This is a genomic window from Microbacterium sp. LMC-P-041 (assembly GCF_030209555.1).
Lineage (GTDB): Bacteria > Actinomycetota > Actinomycetes > Actinomycetales > Microbacteriaceae > Microbacterium.
In genome coordinates this window covers 163031-184764 of sequence record NZ_JARVRV010000008.1, presented here as the reverse complement: position 1 = coordinate 184764, position 21734 = coordinate 163031, and the positions used below count along the sequence as shown (strand labels likewise).

Genomic DNA, 21734 nt, shown 5'->3' with positions numbered 1-21734 from the left:
GAAGACGCATCGGAAGGATGACGTGAGCAGCACAACCGAGAGGTCGAGCGACCCCCTCCGGCCGTCCGACCACGTCGACGGCGAAGAGTCGATCACCCAGCCCCGCCTCGGATTCCTGGGCTGGCTGCGCTGGGGATGGCGTCAGCTGACCTCGATGCGCACCGCGCTGATCCTGCTGCTCGTGCTCGCGATCGCGGCGATCCCCGGCTCGATCTTCCCCCAGCGGATGGCCGACCCCAACGGCGTCACGCAGTGGGAGCGCGACAACCCCGATCTCTTCCCCGTGCTCGACGGGCTGAAGATGTTCGACGTCTACCTCTCGCCGTGGTTCTCGGCGATCTACCTGCTGCTGTTCGCCTCGCTCGTCGGCTGTGTGATCCCGCGCATCCGCCACCATGCGAAGGCCCTGCAGGCACGCCCCCCGCGCACCCCAGCACGTCTGAAGCGCCTCGCCGACTTCCGCGCGGTCGAGCGCGCCTCGACGGATGCTCCGGCAGAGGCCGCCGCATCGATCGACATCGCGCAGAAGCAGCTCAAAGCCCTGGGCTACCGGGTCGAGCGGTACGACGACAAGCGATCGTCGTCGGTCTCGGCCGAGCGCGGCTACTGGCGTGAATCGGGCAACCTGCTCTTCCACCTCGCTCTCGTCGGCGTCCTGATCACGGTGGGCGTCGGGGGAGGGTTCGCGTACACCGGACAGCGCGTCCTGGTCGAGGGCGAGACGTTCGCGAACACCCTGCTCGACTACGACTCGATGAACCGCGGCCGCTTCGTGAGCGACGGAGCACTCGCGCCCTACTCGATGCGTCTCGACAGCTTCGACGTCACGTACCAGCCGTTCGGCGAGCCGGGCTCGGGCCAGGCAGGCGACTTCTCGGCCAACGTCACCGTGCAGGAGAACGGCGAGGAGCGCACCGGATCGGTCAAGGTCAACGAGCCCCTCGGCGTCGCCGACGACAACGTCTTCCTGCTCGGCAACGGCTACGCGCCGACGATCACCGTGCGCAACCCCGATGGTGACGTGGTGTTCACGAACAGCACGCCGTTCCTGCCGCAGGACAACAACATGACCTCGCTGGGCGTCATCAAGATCCCCGACGGCCTCAGCGAGCAGGTCGGCCTCGTCGGCTTCTTCTACCCGACGACGGGGGTGCTCGACACCGGCGCGTTCTTCTCGGGATTCGGCGACCTCACCAACCCGACCCTCACGCTCGACGTCTACACCGGCGACCTGGGCATCAACGAGGGCATCCCGCGGTCGGTCTACGTGCTCGACACCACCGGTATGACCAAGGTCACCGGGCGCACGACGGACCTCGAATCGATCGAGCTGGCACCCGGACAGACCGCCGACCTGCCGAACGGCTTGGGAACCGTGACCTTCGAGGACGAGTCCCCGGCGGGTGCGACAGACGCGTCGCAATCGGTCAAGCGCTTCGCCTCGTTGCAGATCCACCGCGACGCGTCTGGCCCCTGGGTGCTCGGCTTCGCGCTTCTCGCGCTCGGCGGTTTGATGCTCGCCCTGTTCATCCCGCGACGCCGGGTGTGGGTCAAGGCGACGGCACAGGACGGCACCGTCGCTCTCGAGTACGCCGGTCTCGCTCGCGGCGAGGACCCGACGCTCGCGACGGCCGTCGACGACCTCGTGGCAGGCCATGCGCGTCTGATGGACGCGGCCGGAGTCACGACGGCGGTCGAGGTCGAGGAGCCCGACACCGACACCGACGCCTCAGAGGCTGAAGACCCTGAGGCTGACGGCTCCGACGCCGATGGCTCCGACCAGGCGGCGACGGCACCCGAGACGCCCGCCGACCGCGACTCCGCGCGCCCCGCATCCGACACCCCGAAAGTAGACTGACACCATGTTCGATCTCGAAGTGATCTCGCCGATCCTGCTGTGGACGGCGATCGCGATCTATGCGGCGGCCTTCGTGGCCTACGCCTTCGACCTCGCCCGTCGGTCGCAGCTGTCCGCGGACGCGGCGACCGTGCAGGAGTTCGAACTCGTCGGAGCCGGAACCCGCTCGCGCGGCGGCAAGGCGGCGACGGCTGCCGCGGCATCCGGCTCCGAGGCCGCGCCTCAGCGCTTCGTGATGGCCCGCATCGGGACCTCGCTGACCGTGCTCGCGTTCATCTTCCATTTCGCCGCCACGCTCACCCGTGGTCTCGCGGCCGGGCGAGTGCCGTGGGCCAACCTCTACGAATTCGCGATGATGGGAACGCTGCTGATCGTCGCCGTGTTCCTGGTGGTGCTGACGCGCATCGATCTGCGCTTTCTCGGCACGTTCATCACGGGTCTGGTCGTCGTGCTGCTGGGTCTCTCCGCCACGAACTTCTACGTCGACGTCTCGCCCCTGATGGACCCGCTGAAGAGCGTGTGGCTGGTGATCCACGTCTTCGTGGCCTCGCTCGGCACCGCGTTCTTCGCTCTGGCCTTCGCCCTCTCGGTGATCCAGCTGATGCAGTCGCGTCGCGAGCGCCTCATCTCCGAGGGCGCGGAGAAGACCGGCCCCGGATTCCTGCGCACGTTCCCCGGGTCCGAACGGCTCGAGAGCATGGCCTACCGCTTCACGATCATCGGCTTCATCCTCTGGACGTTCACGCTGATCGCCGGCTCCATCTGGGCCTACTACGCCTGGAGCCGCTTCTGGGGCTTCGACGTCAAGGAGACCTGGACCTTCGTCATCTGGGTTCTCTACGCCGGGTACATCCACGCTCGCGCGACGCGCGGCTGGCGCGGCAACCCCTCGGCGTGGCTGGCGATCGTCGGCTTCTCGGCCGTGCTCTTCAACTTCACGATCGTCAACGTCTTCTTCAAGGGTCTGCACGCATACTCGGGCCTCAGCTGAGCGCCCGAGCGCGGCTCATCTGAACGAGCGCAGTCCGAAGGGGATGACCTCGGAGTGCTCGGCTCCGTCTTCGTACCAGACGAGCTCGACTTCGCTGATGGTCTCGGCGGGGCGCGAGCTGAGCGAGCGCCGCGACTTGTGCGACAGTTCCGTCCACGCCGCGGGCGCGAGCGTCTTCGCATAGATCACCGACAGGTGGAACGTCCAGTCGTCCGTGCTGCGCTCGTCGAGACGGCGGAAGTCCGTTCCCTCGAGCGCTTCGCTGAGCGTGGAGTACGCCGACACGATGGATGCGGTGCGCCGCAGCCGCAGGATGACGACCTGCCAGGGGGCGGGGAAGACGTCGACGGCCTCGGCGACGACCTCGATCGGACGCTGCGCCACCGCCCACTCGCGGATCAGCGCGAGCAGCTCTTCGCGGCGCTCGGGCTCATGGAACGCGCGCAGGGTGACGTGCTCGGTGTGCGGGTGCGGAGCATCCATCCGGCCGAGCGCCGACCTCTGCTCGGCCCGGTACACGTCCGACACGGCCCGCGTGGGTCGCAGCACGAGATACTGCTGTCCCTCGAGTGACTCGAGCTGGGCGGGAGAGGTCATGAAGGGGCGACGCATCCTCTGATCGTACGTGCGCGGGCACACGTCCGAATACCGTTCGATCGCGAGCGGGCACGGATTCGGAGCGGATACAGGACGCGCCGCGCATCGTGATCAATGCGCGGCGCGTCCTGCGTCGTGGTCCGAAGCGGTGCTCGGCGAGGTGGTTCACGCCGTCGCGAGGGCCGCCTTCACGGAGGTGGTGCGCCGCAGCGCCACCGCGACGGTGGTCGCGACGAGCGACAGCACGCCCCAGACGATGAGGGCTGCGGCTGCGCCTCCGTTCGCGGTGATCAGCCCGGCGAACGCGGGGGAGGTCGGCAGCGATGCGCCGAGATCCGCCAGCCATCCCGGCACGGTCGAGATCAGACCGGTCGCGATCGCGAGCACGCCGACGAGCGCGCTGACCCAGCGGCCGACGCCGCCGAAGACCGCGACGAGTGCCTGGTTCACGGCCGCGAAGGCGACCCCGGCGAGCACGGCGATTCCTGCGAAGGCCCACCAGGCCGCGGCGTCGTATCCGGCGACGATCTGCACGATGAGCGACACCAGCAGACCCTGGGCTGCACCGATGGCGGCAGCCGGGGCGAAGGCGCGCAGGGCGAGTCCGGCCGACGAGCGTCGGGAGGTCAGGGTGCGCGCGGTGTAGGCCCGCATGACCAGGAACGAGGCGAGAGACCCGAACCACAGCACCACGGCGGCGAGCAGCGGAATCGCGGTCGGGCCGAAGATCGTGGCGCCGTCGGCGCCCTTGGACGCCACCGGATCGGCGATCACCGACGCGAGCGAGGTCGACTCGGAGTCGCTGAACGAGGGGAGCGAATCGGATGCGGTGCGCAGGCCGCCCGCGAGATCGCCGGTTCCCGTGGCGAGGGTGTCGAGGCCGGTCGCGAGCTCGTCGGCACCGGTCGCGAGCTCGGTCGCTCCGTCCGACAGCTGGGATGCGCCCGTCGCCAGTGCTCGTGCACCGCTCGCCGATTCGTCGAGACCCTGCGACGCCAACTGGTTCAGACCGTCTGCGAGACCCGTCGCCCCCGCACCCGCCTCGCCGAGCTGGGCCGCGAGAGTGGTGAATGCGCCCGGGAGAGTCGCGATCTGGGGAGAGACGGTCGTGAGGTACCCCGATGCGGTTCCGGCCGACGTCGCGGCATCCGCAGCGTTCGCGGCCTCGGCGGCGAGCTCGGCGCACAGATCACCGGAGGTCATGGGGTCACAGCTCGCGGCCATCGCGCCGAGGCGCTGAGCAAGCCCGGCGGTCTGGGTGGCGGCATCCGTCGCGGCCGCGGTCCCGGTCTCGACAGCTCCCACGAGAGCGGGCAGCTGACCGGCCTGATTCTGCAGCTCCGTCGCGCCTGCGGTCAGCCCGGTGCCGATCTGGCTCGCGCCGTTCGCGGCCTCGCGGGTCTTCGACGCGAGTGTGTCGAGCCCGGATGCCAAGGAGGATGCGCCGTTTCCGAGCTCCGTGGCACCGGAGGCGAGCTGAGTCGCGCCGTCGGGGATCGCCGCGGCTCCCGTGGCCGCATCCCGCGCGCCGGTGGCGAGTTCGGCGGCGCCGTCCGCGGCCTCGCCGATCTGGTCTCCGATCGTGGTGAAGCCGACGAGGATGTTCTCCGTCGTCGCCTCCGACAGCAGTGTGCCCATGCTCGAGGCCGCCACGTTCGCGATCTGACTCGTGATCAGGTCATCGGCGACGAGCCCGTCCTCCGGGGTGGTGACCTGGATCGTGGCCTGCTCCGCGGCGCCGCCGCCGTCCGAGATCGCCTGCCCCGCCGAGGTCGCTGCGGCCGAGAACTCCTCGGGGATCGTGATGACGGCCTGATACGAGCCGTCGGCGAGACCGTCGGCGGCGTCGTCCTCGTTCGAGATCACCCAGGTGAGGTTGGAATCGAGCTCGTCCGATCCTTCGACGAGCCCCGAGGCGAGCTGTCGACCGAGCGGAGTGAGCTGTCCGTCGATCTCGACGGGCTCGTCGAGGTTGACGATCGCCGCGGTCATCGACTCGAGACGCTCGGTGGGATTCTGCAGGGCAGCGACCAGGATGCCGCCCACTGCCGCGGGAAGCAGCAGGACGCCGAGGATCGTCAGCCACGTGATGGGCTTGCGCGAACGGGCGCGTTCGATGGGGAGGGTCATGCGTTCACCTCGGTCGATTCGGTGGTGCCGTCGACGATGCGGGGCACCGAGGACTCGGATTGCGACTGTGCGGCTGGCGCGTCGATGTCGATCGTGTCAGCCGATGAACGGCCGGCATCGGCCAGGATCTCCAGGGCCGCCTGGGGATCGAGCGCGGTGAGCAGCATCGCCGTCGTGCTGCGGGAGTCGCGCAGTCGCGCCGCGAGCTGATCGCGTTCGGGGCGGGAGAGCCGGTCGGCTCCGTCGATCACCACGAGAGCCGGCCGTCCGCGCAGTGCCTCGGCGAGGTCGGCCGACAGGCTCGCGGCATCGGCGGCCATGACCGCTCCGACATGCGCCCGCACCCACGCGGATCGACCGGGCAGAAGATGGCCTGCGACCCGGAGGCGGCCGTCGTCCGCAGTCGCCCGCCCGGCGATCGTCAGAGCGAGCGCGCGCAATGCGCCGGCTGACGATCCGGTGAGCACGGCGGAGGCCCCGGGTGCGAGGCGCAGGTGGAGGCCGTCGATGCCGGCATCCGTCATCGTGAGGTCGTCGGCGGCGACGATCGAGTCATCGCCCGGCCAGCCCGCCAGGTGACGCTCGCGTTCGACCGCCTCTCCTTCGATGTCGACGCTCGGGAGGACCCGCTCCAGCCAGGCCGGGATCTCCCATGCGCGTTCCCCGAGGATGGCCATGAGTGCAGGGATCAGCGTCATCCTCACCAGGAACGCGTCGATCGCGATGCCGGCCGCAAGGCCCAGCGCGATCGGCTTGAGCGACGAGTCGCCTTCGGGGACGAACGCCACGAAGACGGCGAACATGATGAGGCCGGCAGCGGTGACGACCTTCGCCGATCCCGTGAAGCCGCTGCGCACGGCACGCAGTGCCGCGGCTCGGCGAGTCGCGCGATCGGGGCTCCTGCCGTCGGGATCGTGCACGAAGTCCTCGCGCATCCGAGACACCAGGAACACCTGGTAATCCATCGCGAGCCCGAACAGCACACCCATCAGGATGATCGGCATGAAGCTGATGATCGGACCGACCTTCGCGACATGGAGGGCGTCGGCGAACCAGCCCCACTCGAACACGGCTCCCACGATGCCGAACGCGGCGACGATCGAGAGCAGATAGCCGGCGGCTGCCGTGACCGGCACCCAGAGAGAGCGGAACACGATCGTGAGCAGGATCAGAGACAGGCCGATGACGAAGATGCCGAACGGGAGAAGGGCGTTGCCCAGCTGGTCGGAGATGTCGATGCCCACCGCGGTGAACCCGGTCACCTTCAGGTCGATGCCGAACTCGTCGAGCCACTCGTCGTGGTGCGAGCGCAGCTCTCGCACGAGATCGGCCGTCGCGGGGTCATCGGGTGCGGTCTCGGGGATGATCTGCACGATGCCGGTGTCTGCGGTCTCGTTCGGGGTGGCGAGGGCGACCTCCTTGACCCCGTCGATCTGGGCGACCTCGTCGCCGAGATCCTCCATCAGGGTCAGCGGATCGGTCGACGTGACGATCGTGCCCGTCAGGATCAGCGGTCCGTTGAACCCGGGACCGAACTGCTCGCCGACCAGGTCGTAGCTCTGCCGCGCTTCGGAGTCCTGCGGCAGTACGCCCGCGTTGGGCAGCGCGAGATTCAGGCTGAGGGCGGGCACGGCGACGATGCCGAGCCCGAGCACGACGGCCAGGGATACGAGGATCGGACGCCGGGTGACGCCGGTCACCCAGCGCTCGCTGAAGCGACGGCGCTGCGCGGGGGCTGCCTTGCCCTTCTTCGCCTTCGGAGCCTTGCGCGGCCGGCCGGCCACCCGGCCCTTCATGAAGCCCAGCAGCGCGGGGGTGAGCGTCACGGCGATGGCGACGGCGACCGCGACGGCGGCGGAGGCCGCGATGCCCATCGTCGTCAGGAACGGGATGCCCGCGAACCCGAGTCCGATCAGGGCGATCAGCACGGTCACGCCCGCGAACACCACCGCCGAGCCTGCCGTGCCTACAGCCCGCGCTGTCGACTCCTCGGGGTCGACTCCCTCGCGGACCTGATCCTGGTGCCTGGCCATGATGAACAGTGCGTAGTCGATTCCGACGGCGAGCCCGAGCATCAGGGCGAGGAGGGGAGTGGTCGACGAGACCGTGGCGAAGGCGGTGGCGGCGAAGATGCCGGCCATCGAGATGCCCACACCGAGCACTGCCGTGAGCAGCGGGAGTCCTGCGACGACGAACGAGCGGAACGTGACGATCAGCACCAGCAGCGCGATCAGCAGACCCACGGCCTCGGTGAGCGTGACACCGGGGATGGAGGTGGCGAAGAGCTCTCCGCCGAGGGAGGTCTGTGATCCGTCCGGCAGCTCATCGGCGAGTTCGGCCACGACGGCTCGCAGGTCATCCTGCGTCTCCGCCGATACATCGCTGGCCTGGCCGTCGAACTGCAGGCGGATGATACCGGCCGTCTCGTCGTCGTTGATCATGCCGCTGACCATCTCGTCGAACGGGGAGGTCGCCGAGAGCACCGAGTCGTCGAGGTCGGCGAGCTGGTCGACGGCATCCTCGATGTCGGTCTTATATGCGTCATCCGTGATCGAGTCGCCGTCGGCGGCGACCACGATGATCTGCGCGCTGGTGCCGCTGACCGCGGGGAACGAGCGGTTGAGCTGCTCGAGGCCGGCCTGGGACTCGGTGCCCGGGATCGAGAAGGAGTTGTCCGTGCCAGCCCCGAGGACGAGGGCGCCGGCCCCCGCGATGCCGAGGGCGAGCAGCCAGGAGACGAGAACGCGCCACGGGTGCCGGTAGGACCAGCGACCGAGCGAGGACAGGAGTGTGGACACGAGGCTCCTCAGGGAATACGGGCTGGATACACAGGTGTATCCAATACATACCTGTATCGTAAGGTGGTCCGAGCCCCGGAGTCTGTGTGCGGGGTGTGAGAATGAGAGGCAGGAGGATTCGATGACGACACCCGCCACCCGCAGCCGGGAGAACACGCGAGCCCGGCTTCTCGATGCGGCCGCGCAGGTCTTCGCCGAGGTCGGCCTCGACGGCGCCTCCGTCGAAGCGGTCTGCGATCGCGCCGGGTTCACCCGCGGCGCGTTCTATTCGAATTTCGAGTCGAAGGACGAGCTCTTCCTCGTGCTCGCCGGCAGCGTCGGCGAGCAGCGCGTCAATGCGGTGCGTGACCGCGTCGACGAGATCGCCGCCGAGGGCGGTCTGTCAGAGGGATGCGACCCGGTCGAGCTCGTCCAGCGGATCATGGACGCGGGCGGCGATGACCGCCTGGGCGTCATGCTGATGAGCGAAATCCGGATCCGTGCTCTGCGTGACCATCAGTTCGGCGCTGCCTACCTCGTGCAGGAGCGCGAGATGGTCTCGAGCATCGCCGTGATCATCACCGACATCGTCTCGGTGAGCTCGCTCGAGCTGAAGGTTCCCGCCGAAGAGGCCGCGCGCATGCTCATGATCATCTGGGAGGGCATGACCGTTCGCGGAGCGATGGCCGGTCAGGACTCCGACCAGCTGCGGCATTCCAGCGGCGAGGAGCTCGGGCGGCTCGTGCAGCTGCTGCTCGCGGAGTGACCTCGCAGACGAACGGCGGTCAGCGCGCGTCGAGCACGGCGTAGCACCGCGTGAGGCGATCGAGCCACCAGTCCCGTCGGTCGTCCGAGGCGGCGAGCCGCGCCAAAGCATCGGGATCCGGGGTGACCCGAGCTGCCGGGATCGAGCCGTCCACCGGGCGCAGGTCGGCGACATCGTCGAGGAACAGGGATGCCGTGCCGAGCCCGCAGTCGTAGTCGAGAGTCGGCAGGGCGGCGGCGAGCGCCGCACCCTGGGAGAGTCCGATCGCGGTGTCGAGCGCGCTGGAGACCACGACGGGCAGGCCCGCGGCGGTGATGATCTGCAGCGCATGCGTGATGCCCCCGAGCGGCTGCGCCTTGATGACGAGCAGGTCGGCGGCCTTCTCGCGCGCGACCGCGAGCGGGTCGGAGGACTTGCGGATGCTCTCGTCGGCGGCCACCGGAATGCCCATGTACTTCACCCGGGTGCGCAGTTCGGCGAGCTCCGGCACTGTCGCGCACGGCTGCTCGACGTACTCGAGATCGAACTCGTTGAGCGCATGCACGGCGTGCTCGGCCTCGTCGACGTTCCACAGGCCGTTGGCATCGACGCGGATGCGACCCTCCGGCCCCATGGCCTCGCGCACGGCCCGCACACGGGCGATGTCGTCTGCGAGCGTCTGCCCGGGTTCCGCGACCTTGACCTTGGCGGTGCGGCAGCCGGCGAAGCGGGCCAGCACTTCGGCGACCTGCGCCGCCTCGACAGCCGGGATGGTGGCGTTCACGCCGATGCGCTCGCGGAGAGGTTCGGGCTGCGTCCTCCAGGCGAAGTCGATCGCCGCCGCGAGCCAGGTGGCCGACTCGAGATCGTCGTACTCGACGAACGGAGAGAATTCCGCCCATCCCTCCGGCCCTTCGACGAGCAGCGCCTCTCTCTTGTCGACCCCGCGGAAGCGGGTGTGCATCGGAAGCGAGACGACCCTGGCCGAGCCGAGCAGATCTGCGAGCGGTGGGAGCATGTGCTCATTCTGCTCTGTCGGCGCCTCGTCGGGGATCCGCCGTGCCGACGGGTCCGCCTCAGCGCAGGCGCTTCTGCAGTTCGCCCATCCGCTCGCTGGGGCGGAACCCGAGCGCGGTGTTGACGGCGAGCATGTGCGCGTTCGACTCGGCGTTGTAGGTGTAGACGGCGCGGGTCTGCGGCGCCTCCCTCTGCAGCATCCGGAGATTGGCTGCCTTGACCGCGATGCCGAGCCGGTGCCCCCGGTCCGCGGTGCGCACGAGCGTGCCCCACTGATAGGCGTTGCCGTCGTCGGTCGACACGACGAGCTGCGAATACGCCGCGGCCTCGCCGTCGGCCGCGAGGGCGATGGCCCCGAACGACACGCGCCTCTGGCGGTCGAGCAGTTCCTCGCTCTCGCGGATGCTGTCGACATCGGGTCTCTGGGGTTCGATGGCGAGTTCGCCGGTCGGGGCTTCGGTCTCGAGGGCGGCGTCGAGGATCGTCCAGCGTTCCACGACCTCATCGGGGATGCGGCCGACCCAGCTGCGGATCTCGTACGGAGCGATCGCCGATGCGATGTCGCTCTCGATCCGGTCGAGCAGTGCGGGGTCGACCGGGAGGTCGAGCCTGCTCTGCACGTCGCCGAGGGCCAGGCTGTAGCCGCGGGCGCGTGCGAACTCACGCCCCGGCGATCCGGCACCCTCCGAACCGAGTGCGTGGCGCCACGACGTCGCCCCCTGCGCGATCGTCCGACCGGACGCCGTGACCTCTGCCTCGAGGAACGCGAGGGCCTCGGAGCCGATGCCGCGCCGTCGGTGCTCGGGCGGCACGCTGATCGCGAGATGGGCGACGTGGGTGTTGTCCTTCAGGGGGAGCGCGAGGCTCGCGGAGCCGACGATCCGGTCGGCGTGGCGCAGCAGATAGGCGCGTCGGTCGACGACGGCCGACTCCTGCTGCAGCTCGCTGCGCGACTCCTCGAGCGACCACACGACGGCATCCGCGCCGCGATCCGCGCGTTCGGCGGTGGCGTACGCATCCCACCATGCATCGACGGACCGGTCATCGGTCGCGTCGATGCGGAGGATCTCGATCGCCATGCGACCACCGTACGCGCCTTGTCCCTCACATAAATGTGTGATTGACAATGGTGTGTGACGCACAGTAATGTGATCGACATGAACGAGACCCTCGACACGCATCTGCAGGAACTGCGCCGCGGCACCGTGGTGCTGGCGAGCCTGCAGCTGCTGCGCACGGCGGGGTACGGCTACGGGCTGCTCGAAGACCTCGAGCGCCGCGGCTTCGCCACCGATGCGAACACGCTGTACCCGCTGCTTCGGCGTCTCGAGAAGCAGGAGTACCTGACGAGCGAGTGGAACACCGACGAGGCGCGGCCCCGCAAGTTCTACCGCACATCGGAAGCCGGCATCCGGCTCGCCGACACCCTGACCGAAGAATGGCGATCGCTCACGACGGCGATCGCGACCCTCACAGCTGAGGAGAACTGACATGCCCTCGACAGCCACGCTCACCGAGCGATACATCAGCGCCACGATCCGCAGCCTCACACCCGAGGTGCAGGACGACGTCCGCGCCGAGCTCGAAGGATCCATCGCCGACGCGATCGACGCGAGACTCGAACAGGGGGACGACCCGGCCGAGGCCGAACGGGCGGTCCTCACAGAGCTGGGCGACCCCGGCGTCCTCGCCGCCGGCTACGCCGACCGGCCGCTGCACCTGATCGGACCCCGGTACTACCTCGTGTGGTGGCGGCTGCTCAAGTTGCTGCTCATCATCGTGCCGGTGTGCGCGATGGGCGGAGTCGCGATCGCGCAGGCGATCGAGCGCGCACCCATCGGAACGATGATCGGCGCCGCCGTCACGGTCGGCATCTCGGTCATCGTGCACGTCTGCTTCTGGGTGACCCTGGTCTTCTTCATCCTCGAGCGCACCGGAGCGGACACCGGGGTGAAGTGGGACGTCGACCAGCTGCCCGAGCCGACCCAGAACGGAGCCGCCAGGGCGGACGCGATCGCGGCGCTCGTGTTCCTCGTGCTGGGGGTGGGCGCGGTCTTCTGGGACGCATTCATCGGCTTCTTCCCGACGGAAGGAGCTCCGATCGCGATCCTGAACCCGGGTCTGTGGCCCTGGGGGATCACGTTCTTCCTCGGGCTGTTCGTCGCCGAGGCGCTGCTGACGGTGGTGGTCTACGCTCGGCGCCGCTGGACGATCGGTGCCGCTGTGGTCAACACCCTGCTCGCGGCGGTGTTCGCCGTCTGGTCGCTGACGCTGCTGGTGCAGGGCGAGCTGCTCAACCCCGAGTTCCTCCGCTTCGTCTTCACCGACAACGGCGTGACCGATGAGACGATGCGCATCCTGACCGTGATCACCGGGTTCGCCCTCATCGCGTTCCCGATCTGGGACATCGTCGACGGCTGGATCAAGACCGCTCGCGCTCGCCGCGGCTGATCACCGCACGCAGACGGCGTCGCCTCTTCGGGGCGACGCCGTCTCCGTGTGCAACCCGGGCGGGAATAGGCTGGATGGTGTGACCAGCGCATTCGTCTCAGACCTGTTCGACCCGGACGAATGGGTGCTCGCGCCCGGCGCCGAGGACTACACCGACATCACCGCCCACGTGAGCACGGACGGCGGAGTCGCGCGCATCGCGTTCAACCGCCCCGAGGTGCGCAACGCCTTCCGCCCGCACACGGTCGACGAGCTCTACCGGGCACTCGACGACGCACGGCAGAACCCCCGCATCGGCGCGGTCCTCCTCACCGGCAACGGACCGAGTCCGAAGGACGGCGGGTGGGCGTTCTGCTCGGGCGGCGACCAGCGCATCCGCGGCCGCGACGGATACAAGTACTCCGATGACGAGACGACCGTGCACGATCCGGCTCGCGCCGGTCGCCTGCACATCCTCGAGGTCCAGCGCCTCATCCGCTTCATGCCGAAGGTCGTCTTCGCCGTCGTGCCGGGCTGGGCGGCCGGCGGAGGGCACTCGCTGCACGTGGTGTGCGACCTCACGATCGCCTCCGCCGAGGAGGCGCGGTTCAAGCAGACCGACGCCGATGTCGGCAGCTTCGACGCGGGGTACGGATCGGCGTACATGGCGAGGCAGACCGGGCAGAAGTTCGCGCGCGAGGTGTTCTTCCTCGCCGAGGAGTACTCGGCGCAGCGGGCGTACGAGGCCGGGGCGGTCAACCGGGTCGTGCCCCATGCCGACCTCGAGCGCGAGGCGCTGAAGATGGCGCGCACCGTGCTCACCAAGTCGCCCACGGCGATCCGCATGCTGAAGTTCGCCTTCAACGCGGTGGACGACGGGCTCGTGGGGCAGCAGGTGTTCGCCGGCGAGGCCACCCGCCTCGCCTACGGCACCGATGAAGCAGTCGAGGGTCGCGACTCGTTCCTCGAGAAGCGGGACGCCGACTGGACCTCGTTCCCCTGGCACTACTGAGCGGATCGAGACGCACATGGTCGCGCTGACGCCGACGGATGCCGAGGATCCGGCCGAACTGCGGGCCGCTCTGGCGCGCGCGCTCGACGGCGGGCCGGCGCTCGGATTCGGGATGCTCGGAGACGCCCCGAAATGGGTGCCGGACGGCACGGCCGTCGTGATCGCCACCTCGGGCTCCAGCGGGGTCCCCAAGCGGGTCGCGTTGAGCGGCGAGGCGCTGCGGGCGAGTGCCGAGGCGACGGCGTCGAGAGTGGGCGGCGGGCGCTGGCTGCTCGCCCTGCCTGCCGGATACGTGGCCGGACTCCAGGTCATCGTGCGGTCTCTGATGGCAGGCACGCACCCTGTCGCGCTGAGCGGTCGGTTCTCACCCGATTCGTTCGCCGACGCGACGCTGTCGATGCTCCGCCCGCTGCCGGGCGGTTCCGCCGGCATCCCCGAGCTGTACACCTCGCTCGTCCCCGCGCAGCTGTCGACGCTGCTCGATGCGGCAGACGACCGACCTGTGCGTGCGGCCCTTCAGGCGTACCGGGCGATCCTCGTGGGTGGCCAGGCGCTGCCGGAACCGCTGCGCGACCGCGCCGCCGATCTCGGCATCCGACTCGTCCGCACCTATGGCTCCACCGAGACGAGCGGGGGATGCGTCTACGACGGCGTCCCCCTCGACACCGTCGCCGTGCGCACGGTGGACGGAGAGCTGCGCATCGCCGGTCCGATGCTCGCTGACGGCTATCTCGGCGACGGGGAGCTCACGGCGAAGAACTTCTCGCGCGACGAGCACGGCATCCGCTGGTATCACACCGGCGATCTCGGGCTCTACGACGACGGCGTCGTGCGGGTGCACGGTCGTGCCGACAACGTGATCGTCTCGGGCGGAATCAACATCTCCCTCGACCGCGTCGAACGGCTGGTTCGCAGTGTCCCGGGACTCACCGGCGCGGTGGTCGTCGGCGTACCGGACGAGCGATGGGGTGAGGCCTCGGTCATCGTCGCACCCAGAGGCGAAGCTCTGCGACGAAGCGAGTCGGAGCAGCTCGCGCACGCACGAGACCTCGTCGCCGAAGAGCTGGGCAGGCACGCGAGGCCGGCGCGGCTGATCATGGTCGACGAACTCGCCGTGCTGGCCTCAGGCAAACCCGACCGCGAGTCGATCAGACGCGCCGTCGTCGAACTGCACTGACGGTCGATTCGCCGGAGTGGGAACTCTCCTGCCAGAGTGAGGCATGGCCACCTACACGCACGGACATCACGAGACCGTCCTCCGCTCTCACAGCAGCCGCACCATCGCGAACTCGGCGGAGTACCTGCGCCCCCACCTCACCGCGAACACCAGGCTTCTCGACGTCGGAGCGGGGCCCGGCAGCATCACGGTCGACTTCGCGGGCGTCGTCGCCCACGTTACGGCGACCGAGATCGATGAGAACGCGCTCTCACTCTCGCGCGATCTCGCGTCGAGCAGAGGGCTCACGAACCTCGACTTCGCGGTCGAAGACGTGCACGCGCTGAGCTTCGCCGACGACACCTTCGACGTCGTCCACGCGCACCAGGTGCTGCAGCACGTCGGCGATCCGGTGCAGGCGCTGCGTGAGATGCGCCGGGTCGCAGCGCCCGGCGGTGTCGTGGCGGCACGTGACGCCGACTACGCAGGCTTCATCTGGTTCCCCATGCTCCCTGAACTCGACCACTGGCTCGACCTCTACCGGCGAGCGGCGAGGGCCAACGGCGGCGAGCCCGATGCGGGGCGCCGCCTTCTCGCCTGGGCCCGCGCGGCCGGATTCGATGACGTCACCGCGACGACCTCCAACTGGACCTACGCGAATCCCGAGGATCGCGCCTGGTGGGGCGGCATGTGGGCCGACCGCATCCTCGAATCGGCGCTCGCGCGGCAGCTGGTCGACAGCGAGATGGCGACGTCGAGCGACCTGCAGGAGATCAGCGACGCGTGGAAGCGCTGGGCCGACGACGGCGACGGCTGGTACCTCGTGCCGCACGGCGAGATCATCGCCCGCGCCTGACCGGACTGCGGATACATCTGCAGGCGGATGCGAGGCGGATGCCGTGCCGCGTAGCGTGGGGGAGTGATCCGCCCGCTCTCCCGTACGGCGCTCGTGCTCGACATCGTCGGGGCGGCGCTGCTCTTCGTCATCCTCACGCCGTTCTCCGTCGTCTTCTACGGCCCGGGGGCGGTCGGCGAGGGGATCAGCGGTGCGGCGGTCGCGGCGATCGTCACCGCGGGCATCCTGATGTTCGGCGGAGTCGCGATCGGCAGGCTCGCCCCCGGACTCGCGCTCGCCGTGGCCTGGGCGGGCGCGATCGTGCAGATGCTGTCCGGATTCGGTCCGCTGCCGATCGATGTGGCGATCCTCCTGGTGCTCTACGCGACCGCCGCCTGGGGGTCCCGCGCGGTGCTGTGGTGGGGTTTCGGCTCGGCGCTGCTCGGTGCTCTGGTCTCGGCGGTCTACCTGGTCGTCGTCACGGGCGTCACCTCCGGCGCCAGCGGGTGGGATCAGCTGACGACCGGCACGCTGCTCCTGGTCGTCTCGGTGCTCGCGCTCGGATTCGCGTGGGTCTGCGGTCTGCTGTGGCGGGTGGTGCTGCGCGCGCGGAGCACCCGTTCGGCGCAGCTGAAGGCGGAGTCGCTCGCGGCGGAGGAGCAGGAGCGTGTGCGGATCGCCCGCGACATGCACGACATCGTCGCGCACTCGCTGGCCGTGGTGATCGCGCAGGCCGACGGCGCCAGGTATGCGGCCGCCGCGAAGCCCGAGATGGCCACCGAGGCACTCGGGACCATCGCCCAGACCGCTCGCAGCGCCTTGAGCGACGTGCGTCTGCTGCTCACGCAGCTGCGCCACCGACAGGGGGACGGTCCCCAGCCGACGCTCGCAGACCTCGAGTCGCTGTTCGCGCAGGTGCGTCAGGCAGGAGTCGAGCCCCGGATCACCGTCGATCCGATGCCGCCGGGGGAGCCGCCGGGAGCCATCCAGCTCGCGGTGTACCGGATCCTCCAGGAGGCGCTCACGAACGCCATCCGTCACGGCGACGGCGCGGTCGACGTGCACCTCGCGTGGCTTCCCGACCGTGTCGACATCCAGGTGCGCAACACCGTGGGACGGGATCAGCCGCAGATCGGCGGCGGTCACGGGGTGATCGGCATGCGTGAACGGGCGCAGCTCGTCGGCGGTAGCCTTCAGGCGGAGCGCCAGGGAGCGCAGTTCGTCGTCCGCGCCTCGCTCCCGATCGGAGAAGTCGCATGATCAGGGTCGTCCTCGTCGATGATCAGGCGCTGTTCCGCGCCGGAGTCCGCATGCTGCTCGCCTCGCAGCCCGATCTCGACGTCGTCGGAGAAGCGGGCGATGGCCGCGAAGCCGTCGCTCTCGTGCACGCGACTCGACCGGACGTGGTGCTGATGGACATCAGGATGCCGGTCATGGACGGGCTCGCTGCGACCGCCGAGATCCTCGCTCAGCCCGACCCGCCGCGCATCGTCATGCTGACGACCTTCGACCTCGACGAGGCCGCCGCTCGCGCGATCCGTCAGGGGGCGAGCGGATTCCTCCTGAAGGACGCCGACCCCGAGTTCCTCCTCGCCGCGATCCGCACCGTCCACGCGGGCTCGAGCGTCATCGCCGCGTCGGCGACCCGCGAGCTGTTCGAGCACTTCGCCGAGGAGCCGAAGCCGGTGCCCGTGCAGTTCTCCGCGCTGACCGAGCGTGAGCGCGAGATCTTCGCGCTCGCCGCCCGGGGGCTCTCGAACTCCGAGATCGCCGCTCGCGAATATCTCAGCGAGGCGACCGTCAAGACCCACATCAGCCGCATCCTGACGAAGCTCACCCTCCGCGACCGGGTGCAGCTGGTGGTCTTCGCGTTCGAGCACGGACTCGCCTGAGCCGATTCCTGTCCGCGGGATCATCCTTACGATGTAGGGGGATGCGCCGTCAGGCCGACGCGGCGGAGCAGCCGGCGTCCGTAGCGTCGAAGGCATGGAGATCACGACCACCGACCTCGGGCTCGCAGCCCGCGTCCAGCACCTCAAGAAGACCTACGGCGCCGGCGAGGGCACCGTCCACGCGCTGGACGACGTCAGCGTCGGCATCCGCCGCGGACAGTTCACCGCCATCATGGGACCGTCCGGTTCGGGCAAGTCCACGCTCATGCACATCATGGCCGGCCTCGACACCCCGACGCAGGGGAGGAGCTGGATCGGCGACACCGAGATCACGGAGCTCGGAGACCTCGATCTCACGATCCTGCGCCGCCGCCGGGTCGGCTTCATCTTCCAGGCGTTCAACCTCGTGCCGACGCTCACCGCCCTCGGCAACATCATGCTGCCGTTCGAGCTCGACGGGCGGCGACCCAGCGCGATCGAGAAGGCGCGCATCGATGGACTGATCCAGACGCTCGGGCTCGGATCCCGTCTGCAGCACCGACCGCATCAGCTCTCGGGGGGCCAGCAGCAGCGCGTCGCCATCGCCCGTGCGCTCGCCACGGCGCCCGATCTCGTGTTCGCCGACGAGCCCACGGGCAATCTCGATTCCCGCACGGGGCGCGAGGTGCTGCAGCTGCTGGCCACCGCGAGCCGCGAGCACGGACAGTCCATCGCCATGGTCACCCACGACGCGATCGCGGCGAGCCACGCCGACCGGGTGCTGTTCCTCGGAGACGGCCGGATCGTCGCCGACCACCCGCGCCAGACCGCCGAGGAGATCTCGGCCTACATGCTCGCCGCCGAGGTCGCGGCATGAGCGCCGTCATCGAGTCTCCGACTCTCGCCGTCGTACCGCAGACGTCCGCGACCGGTCCGCGCCTCGCCTGGCTGCGCGACCGGGGCATGGGCGCCAGCATCCTGGTCGCAGCGCTCTCGGCCGCTTTCGGAGTGGTGCTGGTCGAGACCACGGCCTACCTCGGAGCCGTGCTGCAGGCCGACCCCTTCATCGGCGACAGCGAGACGCTCGCGTTCATCGTGGGACTGCTCTCGGTTCTGCTCACGGGCGTCGCGATGTACGTCGCCGCGATCGTCACCGCGAACACGTTCTCGACGATCATCGCCGGGCGCACGCGTCAGATCGCCCTGATGCGCCTCATCGGCGCGACCGCGAGGTCCCAGCGGGCCGTGGTCGGCCGGCAGGGCTTCGCGGTGGGGGTCATCGGCGCGGCACTCGGGCTTCTCGCCGGCCTCGTGATCGCCGCGGTCGGCGTGCAGATCGGTTCCGGACTGATCGAGAACGTGCCGCAGGGGTTCTCTCTCGCCCAGCCCTTCATCGCCTTGCCGGTCGTCGGCGTCGCGCTCACGACCTGGGCGGCGGCATGGGTGGGCTCCAGACGCGTCCTCGCCGTCACCCCGCTGCAGGCGATCGGCGGGTCGGTCGAGCGCACTCGCGAAGAGCTGTCCCGCCCCGGGCGGCACATCGGCGCATGGATCCTGCTCGCTTCCGGCACCGTGCTGCTGGCGGCAGGGGTCGTCGTCGGCCTCGTGCACCCGCTCGGGGTGGTCGTCGCCTTCGTCGGCGGACTGCTCTCCTTCACCGGACTCGCGCTCGGATCGGTGCTGTTCATGCCTCCCGTGCTGCGTCTGGTCGGGCGGATGTTCGGATCGAGTGCCACGGCAAGGCTCGCGGCCGAGAACGCCCTCCGCTATCCCGAGCGCTCGTCGCGCATGGCGATCGGCGTCGTGATGGGGGTCACACTGGTCACGATGTTCGCGGTCGCGCTCGAATCGGTCAAGCAGATGCTGATCGGTCAGGTCGAGGGTGAGACGCCTGCGGAGTTCTTCACCCCGTTCGACGCCTTCGCATCGGTGATGATGGTGCTCGTGGCGGTGTCGGCGGTGATCGCCGCGGTCGGTCTCGTCAACCTTCTGACGATCGGCGTCGTGCAGCGTCGTCGCGAGCTCGGACTCCTCCGGTCCATCGGCCTGTCCAATGGGCAGGTGCGCCGCATGGTGCTGCTCGAGGCGGCGCACATCACGGTGGCCGCCACGCTGACCGGGTTGATCCTGGGCATCGCCTACGGATGGATCGCGGCGCAGTCGCTGCTCGGCTCCGTGCCGACCCTGCCCGACTTCGAGGCCGCCGGGCTCGTCGCACCGCACGTGCCCTGGCTGCCCGTGGTCATCATCGTCGCGGCGACCGCTGTGCTGACCCTGGTGGCTGCCGCGACGCCGACCCGCCTCGCCACTCGCGTGGCGCCCGTCGACGCACTGGCCGCCGACTGACGACGACGCCTGGGGATGCCCCGATGACCGAATCGGTCATCGGGGCATCGGCACCCGGGCGGTCGTTCTAGGCTGGACGGATGCCGTCTCCGTTCGACCAGTCCACGTATCAGGTGCGTCTCGAGTGGGGCGTCGACGGGCTCGATCGCGTCGCGCCCGCCGATGTCGTCGTCGTGGTCGACGTGCTCCGCTTCTCGTCGACGGTGGCAGACGCTGTCGCGTCGGGCTCCGCGGTCTCGCTCGACGACGCGCGTGAGTGGTCCCGCAACGGTGCCGCGGTCGCCGCCCGCGCCGGCGACGCGGTCGTGCTGATCGGAAGTCTCCGCAACGCGGCGGCAGTGGCACGAGCGATCGCGACGCTGCAGGAGCGCAACCAGTCACGTACTTCCGTGAGCGTGATCGCCGCGGGCGAAGCCGACGCCGCGGGCACCGTGCGCTTCGCGGTCGAGGACCACCTGGGAGCCGGCGCGATCGTCGCCGCGCTCACCGAACTCGGCATCGACCACACGGCGCCCGATGCGGCCGTGGCCGCCGAGGGATTCCGCGCGCTGAAGAGAGCGCTGCGCCACATGGTCAGCGCGAGCGGTTCGGCGCGTGAGCTCGCGGACGGGGTCGCCGCGACCGAGCGGATGCGGGCATCCGGTGCTGCGCCGACGACGGTGTCGGACGCCGCCGAGCTCGACGCCCTGGATGTCGTCCCCGTGCTGCGTGACGGGCTCTTCGTCGCCTTCGACTGAGCGGTCTGCGGTCGTCCCCGGCGCGCAGGCCATCCCCGCTCGGGGGTGAGGCGCCTGTGGATCTCGTCCCTGCACGCGCTCGGCAACAGGCCGTGCATCCGGCACGGGTTTCGTGTTCCGCGACGTAGGGTCATGGCATGAGGTTCGTCCCCGCTTTCATCGTCGATGCCGTCCTGGTGCTCGTCTTCGCCGTGATCGGCCGTGCCTCGCACGGAGAAGATCCCGGCGGGTTCCTGCTCACCGCCTGGCCGTTCATCGTCGCCCTCCTGCTGGGTCACGTCGTGGCCGCGCTTCTGCCGGCGAGACCGCGTCGTCCGTGGTCGCTGGCCTGGGGTGCCGTCGTCTGGCTCGTCACCGTGGTCGGCGGGCTGCTGCTGCGCGTCGTGGCGGGGGACACCGCGCAGATCGCGTTCATCATCGTCACGACCCTCGTGCTCGGCGTCTTCCTCGTCGGGTGGCGAGCCGTGGCAGCGCTCCTGCGTCGGCGTGCGGGGCGTGCGAGCGACGTCGGTGCGGCGCGCGGGCGGCCTGAGGAGCGGGAGGATGACGACATTCCCGTCGACCGGGACGCACCCGCCGACGCGGCAGCCTCGGATCGAGCGCAGGAGGAACCCTCGCCCGAGGCCGATCCGGAATCAGGTCCTCACGCGCGCTGACCGCACTCTCGCGGTTCGCGGCGCTCGGGGCGGGTCGACGTCGTGCGCGGATCAGCGCGACATCTGCGCCGCGAGCCTTGTGTCGGCCGTGATCTCGCGCCGAGTCCAGTCGAACAGATAGCGCGCGTCGTACGAGCGGGAGCACCGCGCGCACGATGTGGCGCGTGACGGACGCCGATGGCGGTAGGTCACGTGACCAGCGGGGCACTGGCCGACCCACGGCGCGAGTTCGACCGCCGTCTCGCCATGGTGGGTGGTTCCGCCGACGTAGCCCAGGTCTCGGGCCACGCGCTTCCAGGTCGGGCCGTGGGCCGCTTCATGACCCGCGAGGGCATGCGCCACCTCGTGCAGCAGCACCTGATGGATCTCGTCGTCCTCGAACCGCGCAGCCAGATACCGCGACACGGTGATGCGCTTCTTCGTGTAGTCGCACTGCCCCGCCCGACGCTTCGCGTGGTCGAAGCCGAATGACCAGCTGTCGTCGAGGTGCAGCGTGATCAGTGCCTCGCCCCAGACGCGCACCCGGTCAAGTTCCGCCATGCGATCAGGCTAAGCCATACCGCCGACATCGCCCCT

Annotated in this window: 20 protein-coding genes; 14 read left to right on the top strand and 6 right to left on the bottom strand. The window is 69.6% G+C overall.

Features of this window, described 5'->3' with window-relative positions; all coding sequences use genetic code 11:
* Window positions 1-22: 22 nt before the first annotated feature.
* Both resB and ccsB read left to right on the top strand, forming a co-directional pair.
* Window positions 23-1858, top strand: a complete 1836-nt coding sequence (resB, locus tag QRN21_RS15525) for a cytochrome c biogenesis protein ResB (RefSeq protein WP_285365063.1) — start codon at window positions 23-25, stop codon at window positions 1856-1858.
* Between the two features lie 4 nt (window positions 1859-1862).
* Entirely contained in the window at window positions 1863-2849 is a 987-nt protein-coding gene (gene ccsB, locus QRN21_RS15520) for a c-type cytochrome biogenesis protein CcsB (protein ID WP_056277133.1), read from the top strand.
* 15 nt (window positions 2850-2864) lie between these two features.
* Here the strand turns inward: ccsB and QRN21_RS15515 are convergent, their stop codons facing one another.
* The 3 genes from QRN21_RS15515 to QRN21_RS15505 form a co-directional block, all read right to left on the bottom strand.
* Window positions 2865-3446: a 2'-5' RNA ligase family protein gene (locus QRN21_RS15515; protein WP_083569431.1), complete on the bottom strand. Its 582-nt coding sequence runs from the start codon at window positions 3444-3446 to the stop codon at window positions 2865-2867.
* Window positions 3447-3611: 165 nt separating this feature from the next.
* On the bottom strand, window positions 3612-5576 hold the full coding sequence (locus tag QRN21_RS15510; protein WP_285365057.1) for a YhgE/Pip domain-containing protein: 1965 nt from the start codon (window positions 5574-5576) through the stop codon (window positions 3612-3614).
* The gene (locus tag QRN21_RS15505; protein ID WP_285365054.1) at window positions 5573-8374 is read right to left on the bottom strand and encodes an MMPL family transporter; all 2802 of its coding nucleotides are present in this window, start codon (window positions 8372-8374) and stop codon (window positions 5573-5575) included. The genes QRN21_RS15510 and QRN21_RS15505 overlap by 4 nt, the downstream gene beginning before the upstream one ends.
* A gap of 121 nt (window positions 8375-8495) precedes the next feature.
* On the opposite strand from QRN21_RS15505, the gene QRN21_RS15500 reads away from it, so the two are divergent.
* The gene (locus QRN21_RS15500; RefSeq protein WP_053098875.1) at window positions 8496-9119 is read left to right on the top strand and encodes a TetR/AcrR family transcriptional regulator; all 624 of its coding nucleotides are present in this window, start codon (window positions 8496-8498) and stop codon (window positions 9117-9119) included.
* A gap of 19 nt (window positions 9120-9138) precedes the next feature.
* Here the strand turns inward: QRN21_RS15500 and QRN21_RS15495 are convergent, their stop codons facing one another.
* Complete coding sequence (locus QRN21_RS15495) at window positions 9139-10116, bottom strand: o-succinylbenzoate synthase (RefSeq protein WP_056277139.1); 978 nt, start codon at window positions 10114-10116, stop codon at window positions 9139-9141.
* A 58-nt stretch (window positions 10117-10174) separates the two neighbouring features.
* The gene (locus QRN21_RS15490) at window positions 10175-11194 is read right to left on the bottom strand and encodes a GNAT family N-acetyltransferase (RefSeq protein WP_053098877.1); all 1020 of its coding nucleotides are present in this window, start codon (window positions 11192-11194) and stop codon (window positions 10175-10177) included.
* 78 nt (window positions 11195-11272) lie between these two features.
* Between QRN21_RS15490 and QRN21_RS15485 the strand changes: the two genes are divergently transcribed.
* The 11 genes from QRN21_RS15485 to QRN21_RS15435 all read left to right on the top strand — a co-directional run bounded on the left by QRN21_RS15485 (window position 11273) and on the right by QRN21_RS15435 (window position 21158).
* Window positions 11273-11605: a PadR family transcriptional regulator gene (locus QRN21_RS15485; RefSeq protein ID WP_285365050.1), complete on the top strand. Its 333-nt coding sequence runs from the start codon at window positions 11273-11275 to the stop codon at window positions 11603-11605.
* A gap of 1 nt (window position 11606) precedes the next feature.
* A complete protein-coding gene (locus QRN21_RS15480; protein WP_285365047.1) occupies window positions 11607-12566 on the top strand; it encodes a permease prefix domain 1-containing protein in 960 nt (319 codons plus the stop codon).
* Window positions 12567-12645: 79 nt separating this feature from the next.
* Window positions 12646-13557, top strand: a complete 912-nt coding sequence (locus tag QRN21_RS15475; protein ID WP_285365046.1) for a 1,4-dihydroxy-2-naphthoyl-CoA synthase — start codon at window positions 12646-12648, stop codon at window positions 13555-13557.
* Between the two features lie 16 nt (window positions 13558-13573).
* Window positions 13574-14734: an AMP-binding protein gene (locus QRN21_RS15470; RefSeq protein ID WP_285365043.1), complete on the top strand. Its 1161-nt coding sequence runs from the start codon at window positions 13574-13576 to the stop codon at window positions 14732-14734.
* A 43-nt stretch (window positions 14735-14777) separates the two neighbouring features.
* Entirely contained in the window at window positions 14778-15569 is a 792-nt protein-coding gene (locus QRN21_RS15465) for a class I SAM-dependent methyltransferase (RefSeq protein ID WP_285365041.1), read from the top strand.
* Window positions 15570-15632: 63 nt separating this feature from the next.
* Complete coding sequence (locus tag QRN21_RS15460) at window positions 15633-16808, top strand: ATP-binding protein (RefSeq protein WP_285365038.1); 1176 nt, start codon at window positions 15633-15635, stop codon at window positions 16806-16808.
* Window positions 16805-17440, top strand: a complete 636-nt coding sequence (locus QRN21_RS15455) for a response regulator (RefSeq protein WP_053098884.1) — start codon at window positions 16805-16807, stop codon at window positions 17438-17440. Before QRN21_RS15460 ends, QRN21_RS15455 begins: the two co-directional genes overlap by 4 nt.
* Window positions 17441-17534: 94 nt before the next feature.
* Window positions 17535-18296 (top strand): ABC transporter ATP-binding protein, encoded by a 762-nt coding sequence (locus QRN21_RS15450; protein WP_053098885.1) that lies wholly within the window; start codon window positions 17535-17537, stop codon window positions 18294-18296.
* Window positions 18293-19765, top strand: a complete 1473-nt coding sequence (locus QRN21_RS15445) for an ABC transporter permease (RefSeq protein ID WP_053098886.1) — start codon at window positions 18293-18295, stop codon at window positions 19763-19765. The genes QRN21_RS15450 and QRN21_RS15445 overlap by 4 nt, the downstream gene beginning before the upstream one ends.
* Window positions 19766-19845: 80 nt before the next feature.
* Entirely contained in the window at window positions 19846-20502 is a 657-nt protein-coding gene (locus QRN21_RS15440) for a 2-phosphosulfolactate phosphatase (RefSeq protein ID WP_187250011.1), read from the top strand.
* Between the two features lie 137 nt (window positions 20503-20639).
* On the top strand, window positions 20640-21158 hold the full coding sequence (locus QRN21_RS15435) for a DUF3054 domain-containing protein (protein ID WP_285365032.1): 519 nt from the start codon (window positions 20640-20642) through the stop codon (window positions 21156-21158).
* 51 nt (window positions 21159-21209) lie between these two features.
* On the opposite strand, the gene QRN21_RS15430 is transcribed toward QRN21_RS15435, so the two are convergent.
* Window positions 21210-21698 carry a SprT-like domain-containing protein gene (locus QRN21_RS15430; RefSeq protein ID WP_053098888.1) on the bottom strand — a complete coding sequence of 163 codons (489 nt, stop codon included), beginning with the start codon at window positions 21696-21698 and terminating at the stop codon, window positions 21210-21212.
* Window positions 21699-21734 lie beyond the last annotated feature (36 nt).

What these genes read in the sequence shown, in the direction of transcription:
- QRN21_RS15515 (WP_083569431.1), bottom strand. Translation starts at nt 3,446, where the DNA reads ATGACCTCTCCCGCCCAGCTCGAGTCACTCGAGGGACAGCAGTATCTC.
- QRN21_RS15430 (WP_053098888.1), bottom strand. Translation starts at nt 21,698, where the DNA reads ATGGCGGAACTTGACCGGGTGCGCGTCTGGGGCGAGGCACTGATCACG.
- QRN21_RS15445 (WP_053098886.1), top strand. Translation starts at nt 18,293, where the DNA reads ATGAGCGCCGTCATCGAGTCTCCGACTCTCGCCGTCGTACCGCAGACG.
- ccsB (WP_056277133.1), top strand. Translation starts at nt 1,863, where the DNA reads ATGTTCGATCTCGAAGTGATCTCGCCGATCCTGCTGTGGACGGCGATC.
- QRN21_RS15480 (WP_285365047.1), top strand. Translation starts at nt 11,607, where the DNA reads ATGCCCTCGACAGCCACGCTCACCGAGCGATACATCAGCGCCACGATC.
- QRN21_RS15440 (WP_187250011.1), top strand. Translation starts at nt 19,846, where the DNA reads ATGCCGTCTCCGTTCGACCAGTCCACGTATCAGGTGCGTCTCGAGTGG.
- QRN21_RS15470 (WP_285365043.1), top strand. Translation starts at nt 13,574, where the DNA reads ATGGTCGCGCTGACGCCGACGGATGCCGAGGATCCGGCCGAACTGCGG.
- QRN21_RS15435 (WP_285365032.1), top strand. Translation starts at nt 20,640, where the DNA reads ATGAGGTTCGTCCCCGCTTTCATCGTCGATGCCGTCCTGGTGCTCGTC.
- QRN21_RS15500 (WP_053098875.1), top strand. Translation starts at nt 8,496, where the DNA reads ATGACGACACCCGCCACCCGCAGCCGGGAGAACACGCGAGCCCGGCTT.
- QRN21_RS15455 (WP_053098884.1), top strand. Translation starts at nt 16,805, where the DNA reads ATGATCAGGGTCGTCCTCGTCGATGATCAGGCGCTGTTCCGCGCCGGA.
- QRN21_RS15465 (WP_285365041.1), top strand. Translation starts at nt 14,778, where the DNA reads ATGGCCACCTACACGCACGGACATCACGAGACCGTCCTCCGCTCTCAC.
- QRN21_RS15490 (WP_053098877.1), bottom strand. Translation starts at nt 11,194, where the DNA reads ATGGCGATCGAGATCCTCCGCATCGACGCGACCGATGACCGGTCCGTC.
- QRN21_RS15450 (WP_053098885.1), top strand. Translation starts at nt 17,535, where the DNA reads ATGGAGATCACGACCACCGACCTCGGGCTCGCAGCCCGCGTCCAGCAC.
- QRN21_RS15495 (WP_056277139.1), bottom strand. Translation starts at nt 10,116, where the DNA reads ATGCTCCCACCGCTCGCAGATCTGCTCGGCTCGGCCAGGGTCGTCTCG.
- QRN21_RS15510 (WP_285365057.1), bottom strand. Translation starts at nt 5,576, where the DNA reads ATGACCCTCCCCATCGAACGCGCCCGTTCGCGCAAGCCCATCACGTGG.
- QRN21_RS15485 (WP_285365050.1), top strand. Translation starts at nt 11,273, where the DNA reads ATGAACGAGACCCTCGACACGCATCTGCAGGAACTGCGCCGCGGCACC.